This window comes from Sphingomonas sp. 8AM (assembly GCF_902506455.1).
GTDB lineage: Bacteria > Pseudomonadota > Alphaproteobacteria > Sphingomonadales > Sphingomonadaceae > Sphingomonas.
In genome coordinates this window covers 1,317,663-1,334,357 of sequence record NZ_LR733844.1, presented here as the reverse complement: position 1 = coordinate 1,334,357, position 16,695 = coordinate 1,317,663, and the positions used below count along the sequence as shown (strand labels likewise).

The following is a 16,695-nucleotide window of genomic DNA, read 5'->3' as shown; positions in this document are numbered from 1 at the left end:
ATATCATACAAGCGGATATATATTGAGGGAGAAGCAGGGGGGTTCATACAGATGATTCTAAAATCGCATTCGCTTTGGTGGCTGCTTGCAGGCACGATACTCGCGGGATCGGCGCTTCCGGCCGGTGCCCAGACGGCATCTTCGACGCCAGCCGGTGCGCCGGATGCGAGCGGTTCAACCGAACAGGCCGACGGTGCAGGCGGGGAGATCGTCGTCACCGGCTTCCGGGCATCGCAGCGCTCGGCGACCAGGGCGAAGCGCGACTCCGCCGTCATCCTCGACGCGGTATCTCAGGACGATGTGGGCCGGCTGCCCGACCTCAACATCGTCGAGGCGAGCCGGCGCATCACCGGCGTGTCGGTGGTAGGGGGCGCGGACGCGACCAAGAACCGCGACATCTACCAGCGCGCCACGATCCGCGGGCTCGATCCGCGCTACAACCTCGTCACCATCGACGGCATCCCGCTCGCGTCGCCCGACTGGGTGTATCGCGGCGCGCGGCTGGAAATGCTGCCGGCCTCACTTGTCTCGCGGATCGAGGCGATCAAAAGCGTGACCGCGCAATATGATCCGCATGCGCTCGGCGGCCAGATCAATATCGTATCGAAGAGCGCGTTCGACGGGCGCGGCGACGGTTTCTTCATCGTCAACGCCAATGGCGGCTATAACTACACCGCAGGCAAGCTGGTGCGCGACGGGGGTGCTGCGATCCGCACCGACGCGACCGCGGCGACGCGTTTCGGGCCGGGCGACCAGTTCGGCATCGTTGCGTCCGCCGAATACCAGCGGCTGCCGTCCACCGCGCGGGCCGAGTTGCCCGGCGACACCAATGGCGCAGGGTGGAGCTACTTCACCGCAGCGGGCGCGCGTACGCCCTTCCCGAACCTGTCGACCGGCAACCTCGTGCCCGTGCGCAACCAGGATTATTTCTTCGAGAACATGCGCACGCGGCTCAGCGGCAACCTGAAGCTGGAGTGGCGGCCGGTCGATGCGACCGAGGTGTCGCTGTTCGGCGGCTATTATCACGACAAGGATACCGAGACCCGCTACGAGGTGCTGACCACGCCCACCGGTGCGGTGATCGGCGAGGCCGGCGACAGCGGCCGTTTCGCGCAGGGGAGCCTGCAACAGGGGCTTACCTATCAGCCGGTGACGCGCGACACCTGGCTGATTGACGCCAAGGGCCGGCACGATTTCGGAGGCGGCCTGGTGCTCGACACCACGCTGGCGCGATCCAAGGCGGAATATCGCGAGCAGCGCGAGATGATAAAGTACGACACCAACCCGCGCCCCGGCACTACCACCGTCAACTATCTGCCGCAGTTCGGCTACAGCTACACGATCGTCGACGGGCGACCGCGGCTGACATTCAACGACGCCACGGCCGGCGCCAACCCGGCCAGCTACAAGGCGCTCTACTACCGGGACATCGCGCGCGATCTCGATTCCACCGTCGACTTCGCGCGCGCGAACCTCGGGTTCAACGCTTCCCCGCAGGATCGTGGCTTCGGCGTCAATGTCGGCGCGGCGGTGACGCGCACCGATCTGTCGTACGATCAGCGTTACCGGGAATTTGTGCCGGGCACCGCCGCCGGACAGCAGGCGGTCGGCGGCCTGGGCGGCATCATCTACGACCAGCGACCCGCCACCTACATGACACCGGGTGTGCCCTATCTGCTGATCGATCGGCAGGCGGCGTGGCACCGGTTCCAGGCCAATCCCGGATCGTTCGTCGCCACCAACCAGATCGCCAACAACGCCGCAGACGATTTCCGCGACCTGGAGACGACCAAGGCTGCCTATGCGCAGGCGCTGTTCCGCACCGATCGCTTCGACGTGCAGGCGGGCGTCCGCTACGACGCCACCAACCTCACGATCGACACCTTCCAGGCGCCGACGATCCGCGGAGCCACCGCCTACGAGCCCGTGCGGCGCAGGACCGAATACGATTATTGGCTGCCCTCGGCGCTCGCCACCTACCAGCTGGGCGACGGGATGCGGGTGCGCGCGGGCGTGTCGAAGACGATCGGGCGTCCCGATTACAGCCAATATGCCGCCCGCACCTCCTTCGGTATCGGCACCGATGGTTCGCTGACGATCAACACCGGCAATCCGGACCTGAAGCCCCGCGAGGCATGGAACTACGACCTGTCCTACGAATGGTACATGGGCGGCGGCGGGCTGCTCTCGGTCGCCGGCTTTGCGAAGGATATCAGGAACGAGATCTTCACCAGCAGCGAGCAGGGGCCGGTAACGACGTTCCAGGGCGTAACCTACCAGAACGTCTTCCTCAGTACGCCGCGCAACGCCGCCTCCGCTCGCGTCAAGGGTATCGAGCTTGGTTACACGCAGGATCGTATCCCCCTGCTGCCGGGATTGGGCTTCAACGCCAATTTCACGCTGCTCGACGGTTCCTACCGGCAGCCGGTCAGCGCAGCGGGTGTCGCATCCGGCCTGCCTGCCTCGCGCAGGACCAGCGGGCTGATCCAGCAACCCGATTACATCGCCAACCTCACCGTCTTCTACGGTATCGGGCCGGTCGAGCTGCGCGCCTCGTACAACCGTATCGGTCGCGCGCTGCAATCGGCGGATGGCGACACGCCGACGCGCGACCTCTACCAGGAACCACGCCAGCAGGTCGACCTCCAGGCACGCTATGCGGTGCGGGACGGGTTGGAGCTGGTCGGGCAGGTACAGAACCTGACAAAGGAACCCTTCATCGTCCGGCAGGGCGTCAACCGCGACTATGTGAACTACTATTTCCCGGTGGGCCGCATCTTCTGGCTCGGCCTGTCTTGGAAGCCGCAATGGTGAGCCGCGCGGCGATCGTGCTGGCGGCGGCATTGTGCGGCATCGCGGCGCCCGCTGCTGCGCAGGGTGAGGCCTCCGATCGGGTGACGGCGGTGCTGAAGTTCGTGAAGCGCGGCGCGCCGGGTCAGCCGGTCGCCCGCTTCGACCCGGTATCGTGTCCGGCCTGCACGCCCGTCACCACGCCGCTCTACAATGCGGAGAATGCCCGGGAGACGGTAATCGCGATCGCGGTTCCGCGACGTCGTTCGCTCGAGCTGCGGTTCGCGGGGCCGGCCGACGCGGTACGCCGCGTCGTGCTGGAAAGCGACGACATTCCCTTCCGGCGGGAACACGACGGGATCGTCGTTCAGCTGCCGCCCCTCACCCGCGACATGGAAACCGCTGCCGAAGTCGCGACCCATATCGTCGAGTCGGGGATGGTGCTCCGCTTCGAACATGCCGATCCGGCCCGCCGCGCCGGTGCCTATGCGACCGGGCGCTTCCCGGATACGGAGCGCCGCGCGGCGAATGTCCTCGAATTCGCCCAGCGTGAAGTCATCCGCACGCTAGGCCTGGGCGAGGAGGCGGAGCGCCGTGATCTCGGCCGTATCCAGGTGATGGGGTTCGACACCAATGCGCCGCACGGCCACGTCGATGCCCCGCCGCACATCCACATGCACCTGCGCTGGCCGTGCAACACCGGCACGCAGATCGGCCATTATTACCTCGGCACCGACGGGCTGCTGCGGTACAATCAGGTCGGCGTGAAAGGCATCCCCGGCAACGGTCGGCGCTTCGAACGCGGCGAAACCTTCACCACCATCGGCCCCGATGGGCGCGGCTTCTACTTCCACCGCATCACACCGGAAGGCTGGCTGGAGATCGGTCGGCCGCAGGGGCGCTCCTGCCTGATCCGCCCCGCCCAGAACGGCGGGTTCGATGACGGCGCCATGATCCGCTGCGGCAGCAACAGGCCGCGCCGCCTGACCGTACAGGACGATGTCGCGAACGGCGTCATCACCGCCACGACCGACGAGATCGTGGAAACGTTCCGCTACGATCCCGACACCGGGCAACTCACTTCTCCCGACAGCCCGCCGCCCATGACAGCGTCAAATTTCGTACCGGAAGATGTCTGGTCTGCGACGACCGAAGAACTGGACGTCATGTCGTCAAACAGGTGATTTCCGCGTGACTGGGGCGGATCGACACAAACCGATTCCGAACACGCCAAATATGCACGACAAACCCTGTCGCCTTGTTCCGCTATGCGGAAACCGGGTCTGGAGGGTTTGGCGCACATGCTGGTAGGGTACATGCGGGTGTCGTCGGCCGACGACCGGCAATCGGTCGACCTCCAGCGCGCCGCGCTGATCGCGGCCGGCGTGGACGATCGCCACATCCACGCCGACAAGGCGTCGGGCGCGCGCGTCGATCGTCCCGGTCTCAAGGCTGCCTCGCCTGGCTGAAGGAAGGCGACACGCTGGTGGTGTGGAAGCTCGACCGGCTGGGGCGCTCGCTGCCGCATCTCCTGTCGATCATCACCGATTTTCGCACGCGCGGCATCGCCTTCCGCTCGCTGACCGAGGCGATGGACACGACCACGCCGCACGGCGAGCTGCTGTTCTCGATGTTTGGCGCGCTGGCGCAGTACGAGCGCGCGCTGACCCGCGAGCGGGTCATGGCCGGGCTTGCCGCGGCGAAACGCCGGGGGCGGCAGGGTGGCAGGCCGCCGATGATCGACGCGGAGAAGATCGAGGCGATCACCGCGGCCCTCGATGGAGGCGCGAGCAAGGCGGCCGTCTGCCGCGACTTCGGGGTCGCCCGCTCGACGCTGATCGACACGTTGGCGCGGATCGGCTGGACGGCCCCGGCCAAGGCCTGATCTCCGGGTGCTGCGTCGCTCCGTTCTGACCGAGGCGCAGCGCGCCGACCTGCTGGCCTTGCCGAACGACGAAGCCGCGCTGGTCCGGCATGGGACGCTGCGCGCCGGCGATATGTGGGTCGAGGGCAGTCGACGCTATCGCGCCGTCGAACAGCAGCTCATCCCTGCACCGGTGTTTGCCGCGATGCGCGACGCAGGACCGTTACCTGTGCCGGTCGCCGATACCGCCATGGGCTGGCTGGCCGAAGGCACGGCGTTGCTCGCGCGTCGATTGGCGGAGGTCGGCGCCAAGATCGCTTCCGATACACTGGAGGACGTGCAGCTCGCGAACGGTCGTCTGCGCATCTCACCCCTGCGGGCGATCACGCCCGACGAAGCGGAAGGCGTGCTTGCCCCGCTCTACGCGCACCTGCCGTCGATCCGGATCCCCGACCTGCTCGCTGACGTGGATCGCTGGACCGGTCTCACCCACTGCTTCACCCATCTGACGACGGGTCGGCCGCATGACGATCCGCGCGCGATCCTCACCGCCGTTCTCGCTGATGCCACCAATCTCGGCCACGCCCGCATGGCCGAAGCGTGCGGGCTGGTGACGCAGCACCAGCTCGGATGGCTGTCGGCCTGGCATCTGCGCGAGGGCAGCTACGGCGCGGCGCTGGCGAGGCTTGCCGAGGCGCAGCACCGGATGCCGCTCGCCGCGATGTTCGGCAGCGGCACCGCGTCCAGCTCGGATGGACAGAACTTTCCGCTCGACAGGCGCGCGCAGGCGACCGGCGCGATCAACCCGCACAGGGCAGCGATCCCGCCGTCTCATTCTACACGCACGTCTCCGATCGCTACGCGCCGTTCCATTCCAGGGTCATCTCTGCCGGTGCCGGCGAAGCGGCACATGTCCTCGACGGCCTGCTCCACCACGGCGCGGATCTCGCGATCGAGCGCCACCATACCTTTGGGGGCGGCGTCTCCGATCATGTCTTCGCGCTGTGCCACCTGCTCGGCTTCCGTTTCGCGCCGCGCATCCCGAACATCGCTGCCCGGCGCCTGCACCTGTTCGCCGACACGCGGCCCGGACCGGACATCGCTCCGCTGGCGGCACAGCCGATCGACGAGGCGCTGATCGCAGGGCACTGGACCGATGTGATCCGGCTCGCGACCTCGATCCGCACCGGCGTCACCAGTGCCTCGGTTATGCTGGAACGGCTCGGCTCCTGCCCGCGCGCGAAGGGTCTGGCGCTGGCGCTACGCGAAGTCGGGCGTGTCGAGCGCACGCTGTTCACGCTCGACTGGGGGACCGGTGAGAGGATGGTCGAAAACGTACGCTAAGGATCCTGGCGCTGCTGGTGGAGGCGTAGTGGCCTGAACCGCTCGCGAGGTTTGTCGATCTCGCTCCAGAGATAGTCGCCGGTGAGGCCGACATGCTCCCAGCCCAGCGGTGCGACATGGGCGAGCAGTTCGTCGGGCACGTCAGCACCGCTGCCGCGCAGATGCCGGACGGCACGGTCGAGATAGACAGTGTTCCAAAGGGTGACGGCCGCGGTGAGAAGGGTTAGCCCGGAGGCACGATGACGCTGGTTCTCGAACGTGCGGTCACGCAGTTCGCCGAGGCGGTTGAAGAAGATGGCACGGGCAAGCGCGTTGCGGGCCTCACCCTTGTTGAGGATGCTACCGGTACGACGCTGCTGCTCGGGATCATCGAACCAATCGAGCATGAACAGGGTGCGCTCGATCCGTCCGATCTCGCGCAATGCGCGAGCGACCGGGTTTTGACGTGGAAAACCCGCCAGCTTGCGCAGCATGACCGAGGCGCTGACGGTGCCGGCCCGGATCGAGGCGGCAAGCCGCAGTGTCTCGTCCCAGTGCTCCTCAATCGCGCGGACGTTGACCGGGCCGGCGACGAGCGGGCGCAAGATCGGCCAGGGATCGAGCGACGACAGACCGTACAGCCGACGTTCGTTGAGGTCGCGGATGCGGGGCGCGAAGCGGAAGCCGAGCAGATGGCACAAGCCGAAGACATGGTCGACCGCCCCGGCGGTATCAGTCGCATGTTCGCGGATCACCAGTTCGCTCTCGTGATCGAGCAGGCCGTCGAGGACGTGCGCGGCCTCGCCGGCATTGGCGGCGATGACCTTGGTATGGAACGGCGTGAAGCGGTCGGTGACGTGGGTGTAGAACAGCACGCCGGGTTCGGTGCCGTAGCGGGCGTTGCGATCGGCGCGCGCTTCGCCCTGACCACCGGCGCGGAAGAACTGCCCGTCCGAGGACGATGTGTCGCCCGGTCCCCAGATCTGGGCGAGCGGATGCGCGGTGTGGCAGTCGACGATCGCCGCCAGCGCCGACAGGTACGTTTCATCGCGCACATGCCATTCCGCAGTCCAGCGCAGGCGTGACAATGTCAGCCCACGCGAGCTTTCCGCCATGCGCCCGAGGCCGAGATTGGTCGCATCGGCGAGGATCGCCCCCATCAGCGCGGACTGGTCAGAGGCCGGCTCGCCACTGCGGGCATGAACGAAACGGTCGGCAAAGCCTGACCATGCGGCGACTTCCACCAGCAGGTCGGTGATCCGCACACGTGGCAGCATGGCATAGAGCCGGGCCTTCAGCGCCTCGGCATCCTCGGCATCCTCGGACGGGGATCGACGGATCGGCGAGATCAGCAACTGCCCGCGGTCGATCGTCACGTCGACCAGCTCGCCCGTCGCGGCTGCGCGCTCCACCTCGGTCATGCGCCGGGTCATCACCGTGCGCCGATCCTCATGCCATTCGGCGAAGCCGGACGGTACGGCCAAGCGCAAATTGCCGTCGGTACGCATCCTGTCGAACGTGGGCACCGGCAGCAGGTAATCGTCCAGCGTGCGATAGGCCCGGCTGCCATCCACCCAGACGCTACCCGAGCCAAGTCGCTCGCGCAGGTGGACGATCACCGCGATCTCATAGGCGCGCCGGTCGATCGTCCCTTCGGCCGGCTCCACGATTTTGCGCCAGCGCGGCTTGATGAAGCTTGTCGGCGCCCGCTTCGACAGGACCGATCGGCCGTCGCCGTACATCGTCCGCAGCACCTCGATTGCGCCGAGTAGCGGATCACCTGACCGCGCCGTGCGAAAGGTGAAGGCGGCGAGGAAGATCGCGGCAAACCGCCGCACGGCGGGATAACGCTCGACTACTTCCTTCAGGCCGTCATCGGCCGAGCGCGTCAGATCCTCGGCGAAACGGATGCTGCGTTCGAGCTGATCCCAGCCCACCTTGGCGTCGATCACGCGAAAGGCGTCGCGTCCGCTCGCGCGTGCATCGATCAGCAGGCGGCCGAGCCGGGCATGGAAGCGCGCCGTGTCTTTCAGCATCCGGGCTTGCCCGAGCAGCCGGTCGGACCGGGTACGATCGGCGCGACGGAACAGCGCGCCCACCATCTTCTCGACCATGACCATTGCGGCGTCAGTCAATGCCGCCTCCATCTCGATCATGGAGGCGACCAGCATCGCGAGCCGGCGCGGACGTTCGAGACGCCGGAGGTGCTGCGAGGTGACGATACCGGCGGTCCGGGCGATGACGGCATAGCGGGCGGCATGGATACTTCGTGCCCGATCGGTTGCGATCCCGATGCCGCGCACCGCTTCGAGTCGTTCGACGATCCCCTTCAGGTTCGACGCCGATGGCGCTTCCGGCCATTCGCGTATCCATCCGAGCCGGGTACGACCTTTGTCGTCGGATGCGATCAGGCGTTCGAGCGCTGTCTCCTGTTCGCTTGAGCAGTCGCGGATCAGTCCGGCATGCGCGGCCTTGCGTGCCTGCGCCCGCACGATGAGGGCGAGCCGTTCCAGCGTCGATGCCGCGGGCAGCACGATCCGGTCGAGCCGCAGGCGATCGACCATGCCTGCTACGATCGCGTCGCCCCGGTCGGTCGAGGTGGCGATCTCCGATCCCAGCGCCAGCACCGATCGCACGTCGATCCGGTCGAAGGAGCGCAGACCAAGATACGCTTCGACCTCGGCACGATGCTCGCGCAGCGTCGTCGCTCGCGCGGAATAGTCGGCGAAGTCGTCGATACGGCAACCGATCTGGTCGGCGAGCAGCGCCAGCATGGCGGCAGGCACCGCCTCACCCGGCAGCAGATTCCGCCCCGGGTGACGCAGATAGCAGAGCTGCACCGCATAGCCGAGCCGGTTCGGTCCGCGCCGGCGCCGCGCCACCTGTCCAAGGTCATCGGGGCCGAGCGTATAGAGCCGTTCGATCGTTGCCCGATCGGCAGGCGGATCGAAGATCGCGCTACGCTGCGCGGGCGACAATATGGTCCTGGACGGCATCGGCTTCCTGTTCGTCACGCAACAGGCAAGCGACCCTGTTCACGGAGCATAGACCACAATACGGGTTATGTGACATTAGAGAGATCGATCGACGAGCAATGCCGCTCCGTCACGCAGACGGACGTATATGTGACAACGCAGATCGGCTACGCACGGGTATCAAAGGCGGACGGCAGCCAGGTCTATGACCTCCAGCGCGACGCGTTGGTCGCGGCCGGCGTCGACTCCGAGCATATCTATGAGGATGCGGTGTCGGGCCGGCTCGACAAGCGGCCGGGGCTGGACGCCTGTCTGAAGGCGCTGCGCCGCAATGACACGCTCGTCGTATGGAAGCTCGATCGGCTGGGGCGCGACCTGCGCCACCTCGTTAACTTAGTCGGCGATCTGACGAAGCGCGGCATCGGGTTGAAGGTGCTGGCCGGCGAAGGCGCTTCGATCGATACGACCACCGCGAATGGCCGCCTTGTGTTCGCGATCTTCGCCGGCCTCGCGGAATTCGAACGAGAGCTGATTGTCGAGCGTACCCGTGCCGGCCTCGCCTCTGCCCGCGCCCGTGGGCGTCGCGGCGGGCGCCCCTTCAAGATGACGCCTGCCAAGCTGCGGCTCGCACAGGCCGCGATGGGTAAGCCCGAGACGAAGATTGCTGAGTTGTGCGCCGAACTCGGGATCACGCGGCAGACGCTCTATCGTCACGTCACGCCTAATGGGGAGATCAGACCCGATGGCGAGAAGCTGCTTGCCATGCGTGCGAGGTGATTTCGCTAAACTATGAAGCGGCCGTCGCCCTCTCAGCCGACATTCACGATGGTCAATTTCAGCGCTGACTGTTCGAACCGACGGCTTGGACGCGTGCCAACTCTTCAAGAAGACCAATATAGTTCCGGTCTTGCGCGTTTACGTCCTCGAGCCACGCCCGTCGTGTCTCGGCCAGAATAACGGCGCTCCCTCCGCCGCGCTCCTCGGCCGCTCGAAAAGGTGAGAAACTGGTCTGAATGATTGTCCGGAGGGCCTCCTGCTGACGCCCAAAGGCGAACACTGCATCCCGAGCAGTGGCGACCAGACTGTCCGTCCGGTTCGATTGTGCTGCTCTCAAAGCAAGGCGCGCCCTAGCGAGTATATCCGAACCCGGTTCACGCTGCTTCTCCCATCGCGATTGAAGTTCGGTGAAATTTGCCGCAAGCGCCGGGTCATCGATTTTGCGCGTTCTGGCCAGACATTCTGAAAAGCGCCACAGCGTTTCCTTGTCACTAGGATCGCAATCCATCTTTCGCATGGCAAGCGTGAGCACGGCTTCGGTATAGACTTGAGCAGGACGTGTTCCGTCGTTGCAACCCCACCAACTTGCCGCCTTGTCGGGGCTGGCCTCTAGAAACCCGCTCCAGCAATGTACCACAACATTCGGATTTGACCGTGCGCTGCTCTTAGCTGGCGGTGCATAGGCCGCGGTTTCCAAGCCTGAAACCTGTTCCCATTCGCCTGCCGACAGGTCGTAGGCTTGCCCGCTCCAGCCACGATATTGTGCTCGGAGGGTCAGGCGCCCATCCGCGTGGCGTTCGAGTTCGATACCGGGGATCGGTAGCATACCATAGGGATCGACGGGCAAGACCCGGCGTACGTCACGACCACCGAAGGTCATCTCATCGAGTGGAATGAAGCCGGACGCAGCCATGCGTTGATGCACGAACCCTTCTTCCGAGGACTGAGCCAGCGCAGCACTAGATAATAGCAGCGCAGCTGGTAAGGCGGCAAGAATCTGACGAGAAAATCTCATCCATACACCTCGAAATGATGGCTCCCCTGCCTCACGGTCGAGCAGCTATGCTCCCTCTCGGACAGAAACATGCTCGGCAGCAGACCGTCCGCCCACGGATCATAATAGCAAGACGAGGATTTCGACAATCTACCGCGCCTAGTCAGACGAGCTGTTCGGCTTAGCGTACGTTTTCGGCTACTTTCTCACCGGACCCCGACTGGATCGAACGGCCCGAGGAACGACGCCATGCCACGCGCGAGCTGAACAAGGGCGAGGCGCAGAACGCGCTCAAGCGCGCGATCTTCTTCCATCGCAATGGCCGCATCCGCGACCACGGCCTGCAAGCCCAAGAACACCGCGCCAGCGCGCGCAACCTGATCGCGCCGGCGCGATCGTGCTGTGGAACACCACCTACCTCGAAGCCGCAATGCGTCATCTCGATAGGCAGGGCCGCCCGGTGCCGCCCGACCTGCTCCAGCACCTCTCCCCGCTCGGATGGCAGCACATCAACCTGACCGGCGACTATCTCTGGTCCAATCCTGCACCGCGCGACGGCGAGCTGCGCCCGGTTCGTCAGACCGGCCGGCTGCCAGCATGATCGCCGCTACCGTATATCTGTGCCCCTTTATGTGACGCCCCCTTCATAGGGCATCTCTAACCCACAGGCACGACGTGATCTGGACCGACGAAGGCGTGCAGGGGCCATCACGACTGTTTGGGCCGACCCTCTGGCTGAGCAGAACCGCGATCGAATGGCAGGACATCGGCGCCGTCGGCGCGACGATCACGAACTATTGGTACGTCCAGTCACTTGACGGTCGGAGGATTTACTGGAGCTACCTGTACCCCGGATATGGCTCTTTCACGAGCCGCTTCAGTACGAAGCGACCTGACCTGAGCATACCATCAAACCTCGGCTGATCGGCGAGCCTCCGGAAATGTCGTGGACATTGCAACAGCCTCGTCGGGAATGTTTGCGTTCAACCGAGGCGGGCGATCGACAGTCCCACGACGAATATCATGATCGTCATCAACCAAGATAAGACAAGAAGCAGGCAAAATCTGCATCAATGACAAAACACAGCCTCCGATGTCGGATGCCTCAGAATCGTCTTAAAGGGTTTTAATCGCAGGAACATGGCGCCGGATAGCCATGTTGCGCGCTTCATGCTTAGATATTCGCTGCTGTTCATCGACAAATCGAGCCAGCTGGTGGCCGATCACCGCCTTCGAGCCCGTGATGTGCATCATGCTTTGGCGCAGGCCAATCGCCGGCTCTACCGGACGTTTGTCGGCGGGCAGGAGCCTGCGCTCGATCCCAGGGGCAGAGTGGATGTGCTGGATCCGTCCGGTGCGATCGTCGCGCGCATCTATTGCGCCGAAGCGATCGCGGCGATGTCCTGATGGTTCCTCCCGTGGACGAGACGACGCGCGACGACGCGCAGCATCAGGATACATTTGCGATCCCGGCGCCGGACGACGTCGCCTATGCCGGTGCCCTCGCGCTCCACGTCGACGCCACCGATCGCTGGCGCGGAATCCTGCGGGTGTGTGAGATCATCCCGGTCGCGGGAGCCGGCGAACTGATCCTGCTCTATCCCAAGTGGTTGCCCGGTTTTCACGCGCCGGTCGCCCCGATCGAGCTGCTGGCCGGGCTGTCCTTCACGGCCAACGGAGCGCCGCTCGCGTGGCGGCGTCATCCGACGATGGTGCACGCCTTTGCGGTCACGGTGCCGGGCGGTGTGGACGCGATCGAAGCGGCATTCCAGTTCCTGTCGCCCACCGACGCCGCGCAGGGGAGGGTGATCAGTGCGCCCGATCTGCTCTGCCTGCCGTGGCATACGGCGATCCTCTACCCGGCGGGCCACAGCGCCGGCTACATCGCTGTCGACGCCCGGCTCACCCTGCCCGAGGCATGGACGGCCGCCTGTGCCGTTCCGGTCACGTGCGGAGACGCCAACGCACTGACATTCGAGCGCTGTTCGCTCGACACGTTGATCGATTCGCCCGTGCTGGCGGCACGCTATCTGCGCACCTATGCGCTCGACGAGAACGTGCAGTTGCGCGTCGCCGCCGATGAGCCTCATCTCGCCGAGGCGAGCGCGGCGCAGGTTGACGCTCATGCCGCCGTCGTTGCCGAGGCGCTGCGGCTGTTCGGCTCCCGTGCCTACGACCGGTTCGAGATGCTGCTCGCGCTCAGCGACACGCTGAGCACCGCGGGGATCGAGCATCACCGCTCGTTCGAGGCCGTCAGCGTGCCCGGCTATTTCGCCGAATGGGACGCGCACGTGACGCGCCGCGACACGATCCCGCACGAATTCATCCATAGCTGGAACGGCAAGCATCGCCGCGGCGCGGACTCGTGCACGGCATCGTTCGATCGCCCGATCCAGAACAGCCTGCTCTGGGTCTATGAAGGGCAGACGCAATATTGGACCAACGTGCTGTGCGCACGATCCGGATTGTGGAGCGTGGAGCAGACGCTGGGCGCGCTGGCGCTCAACGCGGCCCGCTACGAGGCGCGACCCGGCAGCCGCTGGCGCCCGTTGATCGATACCACGCGCGACCCGATCATCGCCGCGCGAAGCCCGCTGCCGTGGCCAAGCTGGCAGCGCAGCGAAGACTATTATTCCGAAGGCGCGCTGCTGTGGCTGGAGGTCGACACCCGGCTCCGCGAGCTGTCGGGCGATATCCGCTCGCTCGACGACTTCGCGCGGCGCTTCTTCGGCGGCGCTGACGGCGACTGGTCGACCCGTCCCTATGGCCTTGATGACGTCGTTCACGAGCTGGAGGCATTGGTGCCGTTCGATTGGCGTGGCTTCCTGCTCGAAGCGCTGGAGGAGACGCGCGCCGGAACGTTGCTCGGCGGGCTGGCGCGCGGTGGCTATCGGCTCGACTATGACGCCACGCCGAACCCCTATCAGCGTTGTCAGGAGGCCGAGACCGGGATCGCCGACCTTACCCACACGATGGGCTTCACCGTTGCGCAGGACGGGCGGATCGCCGACGTGCTGTGGCACGGTGCGGCGTTCGATGCCGGACTGACGATCGGCACGGCGATCGAGGCAGTTGCAGGGCGCTCTTTCTCCGTGGAGCGCCTCCGCGCCTGCCTCGCTGTTGATGGGGTCGATCTGGAGCTGCTGGTTCGACGGGGCTCGACGGTCCGGGCGGTGACGCTGCGGCGCCCCCGGCAGCCACGCTATCCCACACTCGTCCGTCTCTGCGACCAACCGGATCGGATCGGCGCGATCCTGCGGCCGCGGCGCGCCGCCTAGCGCGCCGTTTCCGATCATCAGCGCTCGATCGCCTGTCCCGGTGGAACGAGACGCAGGGCCTGGTCGTCTCCCGACGGTGGGAGAGACCGTTGATCGAACGACACTTTGCAAAGCTTCGCGCCCGCGGGCGATTGTCGGGGGAGGAGGAGCAGGGCATTCGCGATGCCGTCGCTGACCTGCGCACGGTGCCGGCAGATACGATCGTCGTCCGCGCGCACGATGTGCAGGACCACAGTACGCTGCTGCTGGACGGCATCCTGTGTCGCTACAAGGACCTGCGCAACGGGCAACGCCAGATCACCGAGCTGCATGTCGCAGGCGACTTCGCCGACCTGCACAGCTTCACGCTCAAATACCTGGATCACGACGTGATGAGCCTGACGCCGTGCCGGCTCGGGATTGTGCCGCATACCAGGCTGCGTGATCTCACCGAGCGTTTTCCGGCGCTCGCGCGCAGTTACTGGTTCAGCACCAACCTGGATGCCGCGATCCATCGCGAATGGGAGCTTTCGCTCGGGCGCCGTACTGCGTCAGCGCGCGTGGCGATGCTGCTGAGCGAGTTGCATCAACGTCTGCTTCTCGTCGGCCTCGCCGATGCGGGTGGCTATGAGCTGCCGCTGACGCAGACCGACATCGCCGAATGCACCGGACTGACCAACGTATCAGTCAATCGCGTGCTGCGCGAGCTACGCGAGGCCGGCGCCGCGACGCTCGCTGCGGGCAGGGTCAGGATCCTTGATCTGAGCACCTTGTGGCGCGCCGCCGAATTCGACCCGCGCTATCTCTATCTCGGCTGACGGTCCCCCGGTTTCTCATGCGCAGCGTGCCGGCGGGCAATGGGTCGCGTCATGCCATATACCCGGTGATGACCATGACCGGTGTGTTGGCACCTGCCTCACGTAGCTGACGGATGAGATCGGCGCCCGTGCGTCGCGGCATCAGTTAGCCGGTGACGACAGCATCGACGCGGGCATTGGCGTTCAGCGTCCCGAATGCCCCATCGACATCCGACGCCTGCAGAACGATGTGCCCACCATCCACACTGGACATGGTTGCGCGGGAGGGCTTGCCGATCATGCTCCTTTCCCGGCCGAGCGTAGGCCGGCTTCATTATAAAAGCATGACGTCAAAGCTACGGAAGCGCGTGACTTCTGATGCACAGGGGTCAATTCTCCGGTGCGACGCGCGTCCTGTTGGCAAGGTCTCCAGAGCTTTATGACCCTCTCTCCGCTCGACGGGTAAATGGTTTCAACAAAGAACTGATATATTCGAAACGCATCCTTTCCGGGTGAGCCTGAGGCTCATGCCCTGGCACTGACCCACAATGGCGGGGTGCTCTCCCGGTACGGACGGACACCAGCTATAATCATGGATGGGGCGCAAGGGTACCGGAAGCGGGGTCGAGTTGAACAAGCCGAAGCCGCAGCAGGCGGGGCAGCGCTTCGCGCGCGTTCGCCAGCGACTGGCGGCGACCCGCGCGCGGATCGATCAATGGTTCCCCGATCGCGAGTTCATCATGCGCTCGCAGGGGCAGGTGCGCTTCATCCGGCTTGCCGCACGCACCCAGAAGCGGGCTGCGACCGGCGTCGCGGTGCTGGCGCTCGCCTATGTCGGCTCGATCACCACGCTGGCGCTGATCCGTTGGCACGACTCCCGCGATGCCACCGCCCTGCTGAGCCGCCAGGCACGCGTGGAAAAGGCGGAGAGCCGGGTCGCCGCCTATCGCCGGAACCTCGACGAGGTCACCTCCGACCTGCAACGCCGGCAGGACTTTATCGAGAAGGTCACTCAGGCGCATCTCGGCACGCTGCCGCGCGACAGCAAGGACGGCGAAACCGTCACCAACAGCAGCAGCGAGACCGGCCGGACGATCGACAAGGTCAGCGCCGCCGTGCCCGAGGCGGGCAATCTGGCGCGGATGGAAGCGCGCCAGCTGGCCTTCGTCGAAAGCCTGACGCGCTATGCCGACCGGCGTGCCACCGGCGGGCTGGCGATGATGCGCCACCTGGGGGTCGATCCGCGGATGGTGCTCGGCGGGGTGGGCAGCGGTGAGGCGGGCAGCAGTGAGGTGGGCAGGGACGCGATGGGCGGCCCGCTGTTCGCGCTGGCCACCGATGCCGACGGTTCGATCGACCCGCGCTTCGCCCGGCTCGGCGCCAGCCTGTCACGGATGAGCGCGCTGGAGCGGGCGATGTCGCGGATGCCGCAGGTGCTGCCCGCCAGCGCCGATGCGGTCTCGAGCGGTTTCGGCTATCGCTCCGACCCGTTCACCCGTCATGGATCGTTCCACCCGGGTCTCGATTTCCGCGGCCCGTCCGGCGCCCCGATCTACGCCGCGGCGCGCGGCATGGTCAGCTTCGTCGGGCAGCGCTCGGGCTATGGCAATTGCGTCGAGGTGACGCACGGGCCCGGCCTCGTGACCCGTTATGCGCACATGTCCGCCTTCCGCAGCCATGTCGGTCAGCAGGTCGCGGCGGGGCAGACGATCGGCGCGATCGGCTCGACCGGCCGGTCGACCGGCCCGCATCTGCATTTCGAGGTGCGGATCAACGGCCAACCCACCAACCCCCGTCCCTTCCTGGAGGCGCGCAGCCATGTTTCATCGACGATCGTCAGCCACTCCGCCCGCGCCGCCACGCATTCCGGTCCCGACGCCGCCAAAGTCACCGGTCCAACCAAGGGTAGCAAGTGAAC

The 16,695-nt window shown here is 65.8% G+C and carries 11 protein-coding genes and 3 pseudogenes; 11 read left to right on the top strand and 3 right to left on the bottom strand.

Annotated elements, in window-relative coordinates; genetic code table 11:
- The first annotated feature begins 51 nt into the window (after positions 1–51).
- From BACI71_RS06560 to BACI71_RS06540, 5 genes and pseudogenes are all read left to right on the top strand, one after another.
- Positions 52–2,814, top strand: a complete 2,763-nt coding sequence (locus BACI71_RS06560; protein WP_159756590.1) for a TonB-dependent receptor — start codon at positions 52–54, stop codon at positions 2,812–2,814.
- Positions 2,808–3,974: a hypothetical protein gene (locus BACI71_RS06555; protein WP_159756588.1), complete on the top strand. Its 1,167-nt coding sequence runs from the start codon at positions 2,808–2,810 to the stop codon at positions 3,972–3,974. The genes BACI71_RS06560 and BACI71_RS06555 overlap by 7 nt, the downstream gene beginning before the upstream one ends.
- An 84-nt stretch (positions 3,975–4,058) precedes the next feature.
- Positions 4,059–4,447: pseudogene (locus BACI71_RS18225) on the top strand (recombinase family protein); the annotation flags it as partial.
- A complete protein-coding gene (locus BACI71_RS18220) occupies positions 4,421–4,675 on the top strand; it encodes a helix-turn-helix domain-containing protein (RefSeq protein WP_443018497.1) in 255 nt (84 codons plus the stop codon). The pseudogene BACI71_RS18225 and the gene BACI71_RS18220, both read left to right, overlap by 27 nt.
- A 97-nt stretch (positions 4,676–4,772) precedes the next feature.
- Positions 4,773–5,962, top strand: a pseudogene (locus BACI71_RS06540) (Tn3 family transposase); the annotation flags it as partial.
- 32 nt (positions 5,963–5,994) lie between these two features.
- Here BACI71_RS06540 and BACI71_RS06535 read toward each other — a convergent pair.
- On the bottom strand, positions 5,995–8,973 hold the full coding sequence (locus BACI71_RS06535) for a Tn3 family transposase (protein WP_159756586.1): 2,979 nt from the start codon (positions 8,971–8,973) through the stop codon (positions 5,995–5,997).
- Positions 8,974–9,102: 129 nt separating this feature from the next.
- On the opposite strand from BACI71_RS06535, the gene BACI71_RS06530 reads away from it, so the two are divergent.
- On the top strand, positions 9,103–9,729 hold the full coding sequence (locus BACI71_RS06530) for a recombinase family protein (protein WP_159756584.1): 627 nt from the start codon (positions 9,103–9,105) through the stop codon (positions 9,727–9,729).
- A 58-nt stretch (positions 9,730–9,787) separates the two neighbouring features.
- Here the strand turns inward: BACI71_RS06530 and BACI71_RS06525 are convergent, their stop codons facing one another.
- Positions 9,788–10,744 carry a hypothetical protein gene (locus tag BACI71_RS06525; RefSeq protein ID WP_159756582.1) on the bottom strand — a complete coding sequence of 319 codons (957 nt, stop codon included), beginning with the start codon at positions 10,742–10,744 and terminating at the stop codon, positions 9,788–9,790.
- 197 nt (positions 10,745–10,941) lie between these two features.
- On the opposite strand from BACI71_RS06525, the pseudogene BACI71_RS06520 reads away from it, so the two are divergent.
- From BACI71_RS06520 to BACI71_RS06505, 4 genes and pseudogenes are all read left to right on the top strand, one after another.
- Positions 10,942–11,324 (top strand): annotated as a pseudogene (locus tag BACI71_RS06520) (Tn3 family transposase); the annotation flags it as partial.
- A gap of 539 nt (positions 11,325–11,863) precedes the next feature.
- The gene (locus BACI71_RS06515; RefSeq protein ID WP_159756580.1) at positions 11,864–12,130 is read left to right on the top strand and encodes a hypothetical protein; all 267 of its coding nucleotides are present in this window, start codon (positions 11,864–11,866) and stop codon (positions 12,128–12,130) included.
- Complete coding sequence (locus BACI71_RS06510; protein WP_159756578.1) at positions 12,130–14,001, top strand: M61 family metallopeptidase; 1,872 nt, start codon at positions 12,130–12,132, stop codon at positions 13,999–14,001. The genes BACI71_RS06515 and BACI71_RS06510 overlap by 1 nt, the downstream gene beginning before the upstream one ends.
- An 89-nt stretch (positions 14,002–14,090) precedes the next feature.
- Complete coding sequence (locus tag BACI71_RS06505) at positions 14,091–14,798, top strand: Crp/Fnr family transcriptional regulator (RefSeq protein WP_159756576.1); 708 nt, start codon at positions 14,091–14,093, stop codon at positions 14,796–14,798.
- 145 nt (positions 14,799–14,943) lie between these two features.
- Here the strand turns inward: BACI71_RS06505 and BACI71_RS18045 are convergent, their stop codons facing one another.
- The gene (locus tag BACI71_RS18045; protein ID WP_268894060.1) at positions 14,944–15,078 is read right to left on the bottom strand and encodes a hypothetical protein; all 135 of its coding nucleotides are present in this window, start codon (positions 15,076–15,078) and stop codon (positions 14,944–14,946) included.
- A 328-nt stretch (positions 15,079–15,406) separates the two neighbouring features.
- Between BACI71_RS18045 and BACI71_RS06500 the strand changes: the two genes are divergently transcribed.
- Entirely contained in the window at positions 15,407–16,693 is a 1,287-nt protein-coding gene (locus BACI71_RS06500; RefSeq protein WP_328804005.1) for a M23 family metallopeptidase, read from the top strand.
- Positions 16,694–16,695: the final 2 nt, after the last annotated feature.

Bases quoted from the DNA above. Each gene is read 5' to 3' on its own strand.
- BACI71_RS18220 (WP_443018497.1), top strand. From the start codon at position 4,421: ATGTTTGGCGCGCTGGCGCAGTACGAGCGCGCGCTGACCCGCGAGCGG.
- BACI71_RS18045 (WP_268894060.1), bottom strand. From the start codon at position 15,078: ATGATCGGCAAGCCCTCCCGCGCAACCATGTCCAGTGTGGATGGTGGG.
- BACI71_RS06510 (WP_159756578.1), top strand. From the start codon at position 12,130: ATGGTTCCTCCCGTGGACGAGACGACGCGCGACGACGCGCAGCATCAG.
- BACI71_RS06555 (WP_159756588.1), top strand. From the start codon at position 2,808: ATGGTGAGCCGCGCGGCGATCGTGCTGGCGGCGGCATTGTGCGGCATC.
- BACI71_RS06535 (WP_159756586.1), bottom strand. From the start codon at position 8,973: ATGCCGTCCAGGACCATATTGTCGCCCGCGCAGCGTAGCGCGATCTTC.
- BACI71_RS06515 (WP_159756580.1), top strand. From the start codon at position 11,864: ATGGCGCCGGATAGCCATGTTGCGCGCTTCATGCTTAGATATTCGCTG.
- BACI71_RS06525 (WP_159756582.1), bottom strand. From the start codon at position 10,744: ATGAGATTTTCTCGTCAGATTCTTGCCGCCTTACCAGCTGCGCTGCTA.
- BACI71_RS06560 (WP_159756590.1), top strand. From the start codon at position 52: ATGATTCTAAAATCGCATTCGCTTTGGTGGCTGCTTGCAGGCACGATA.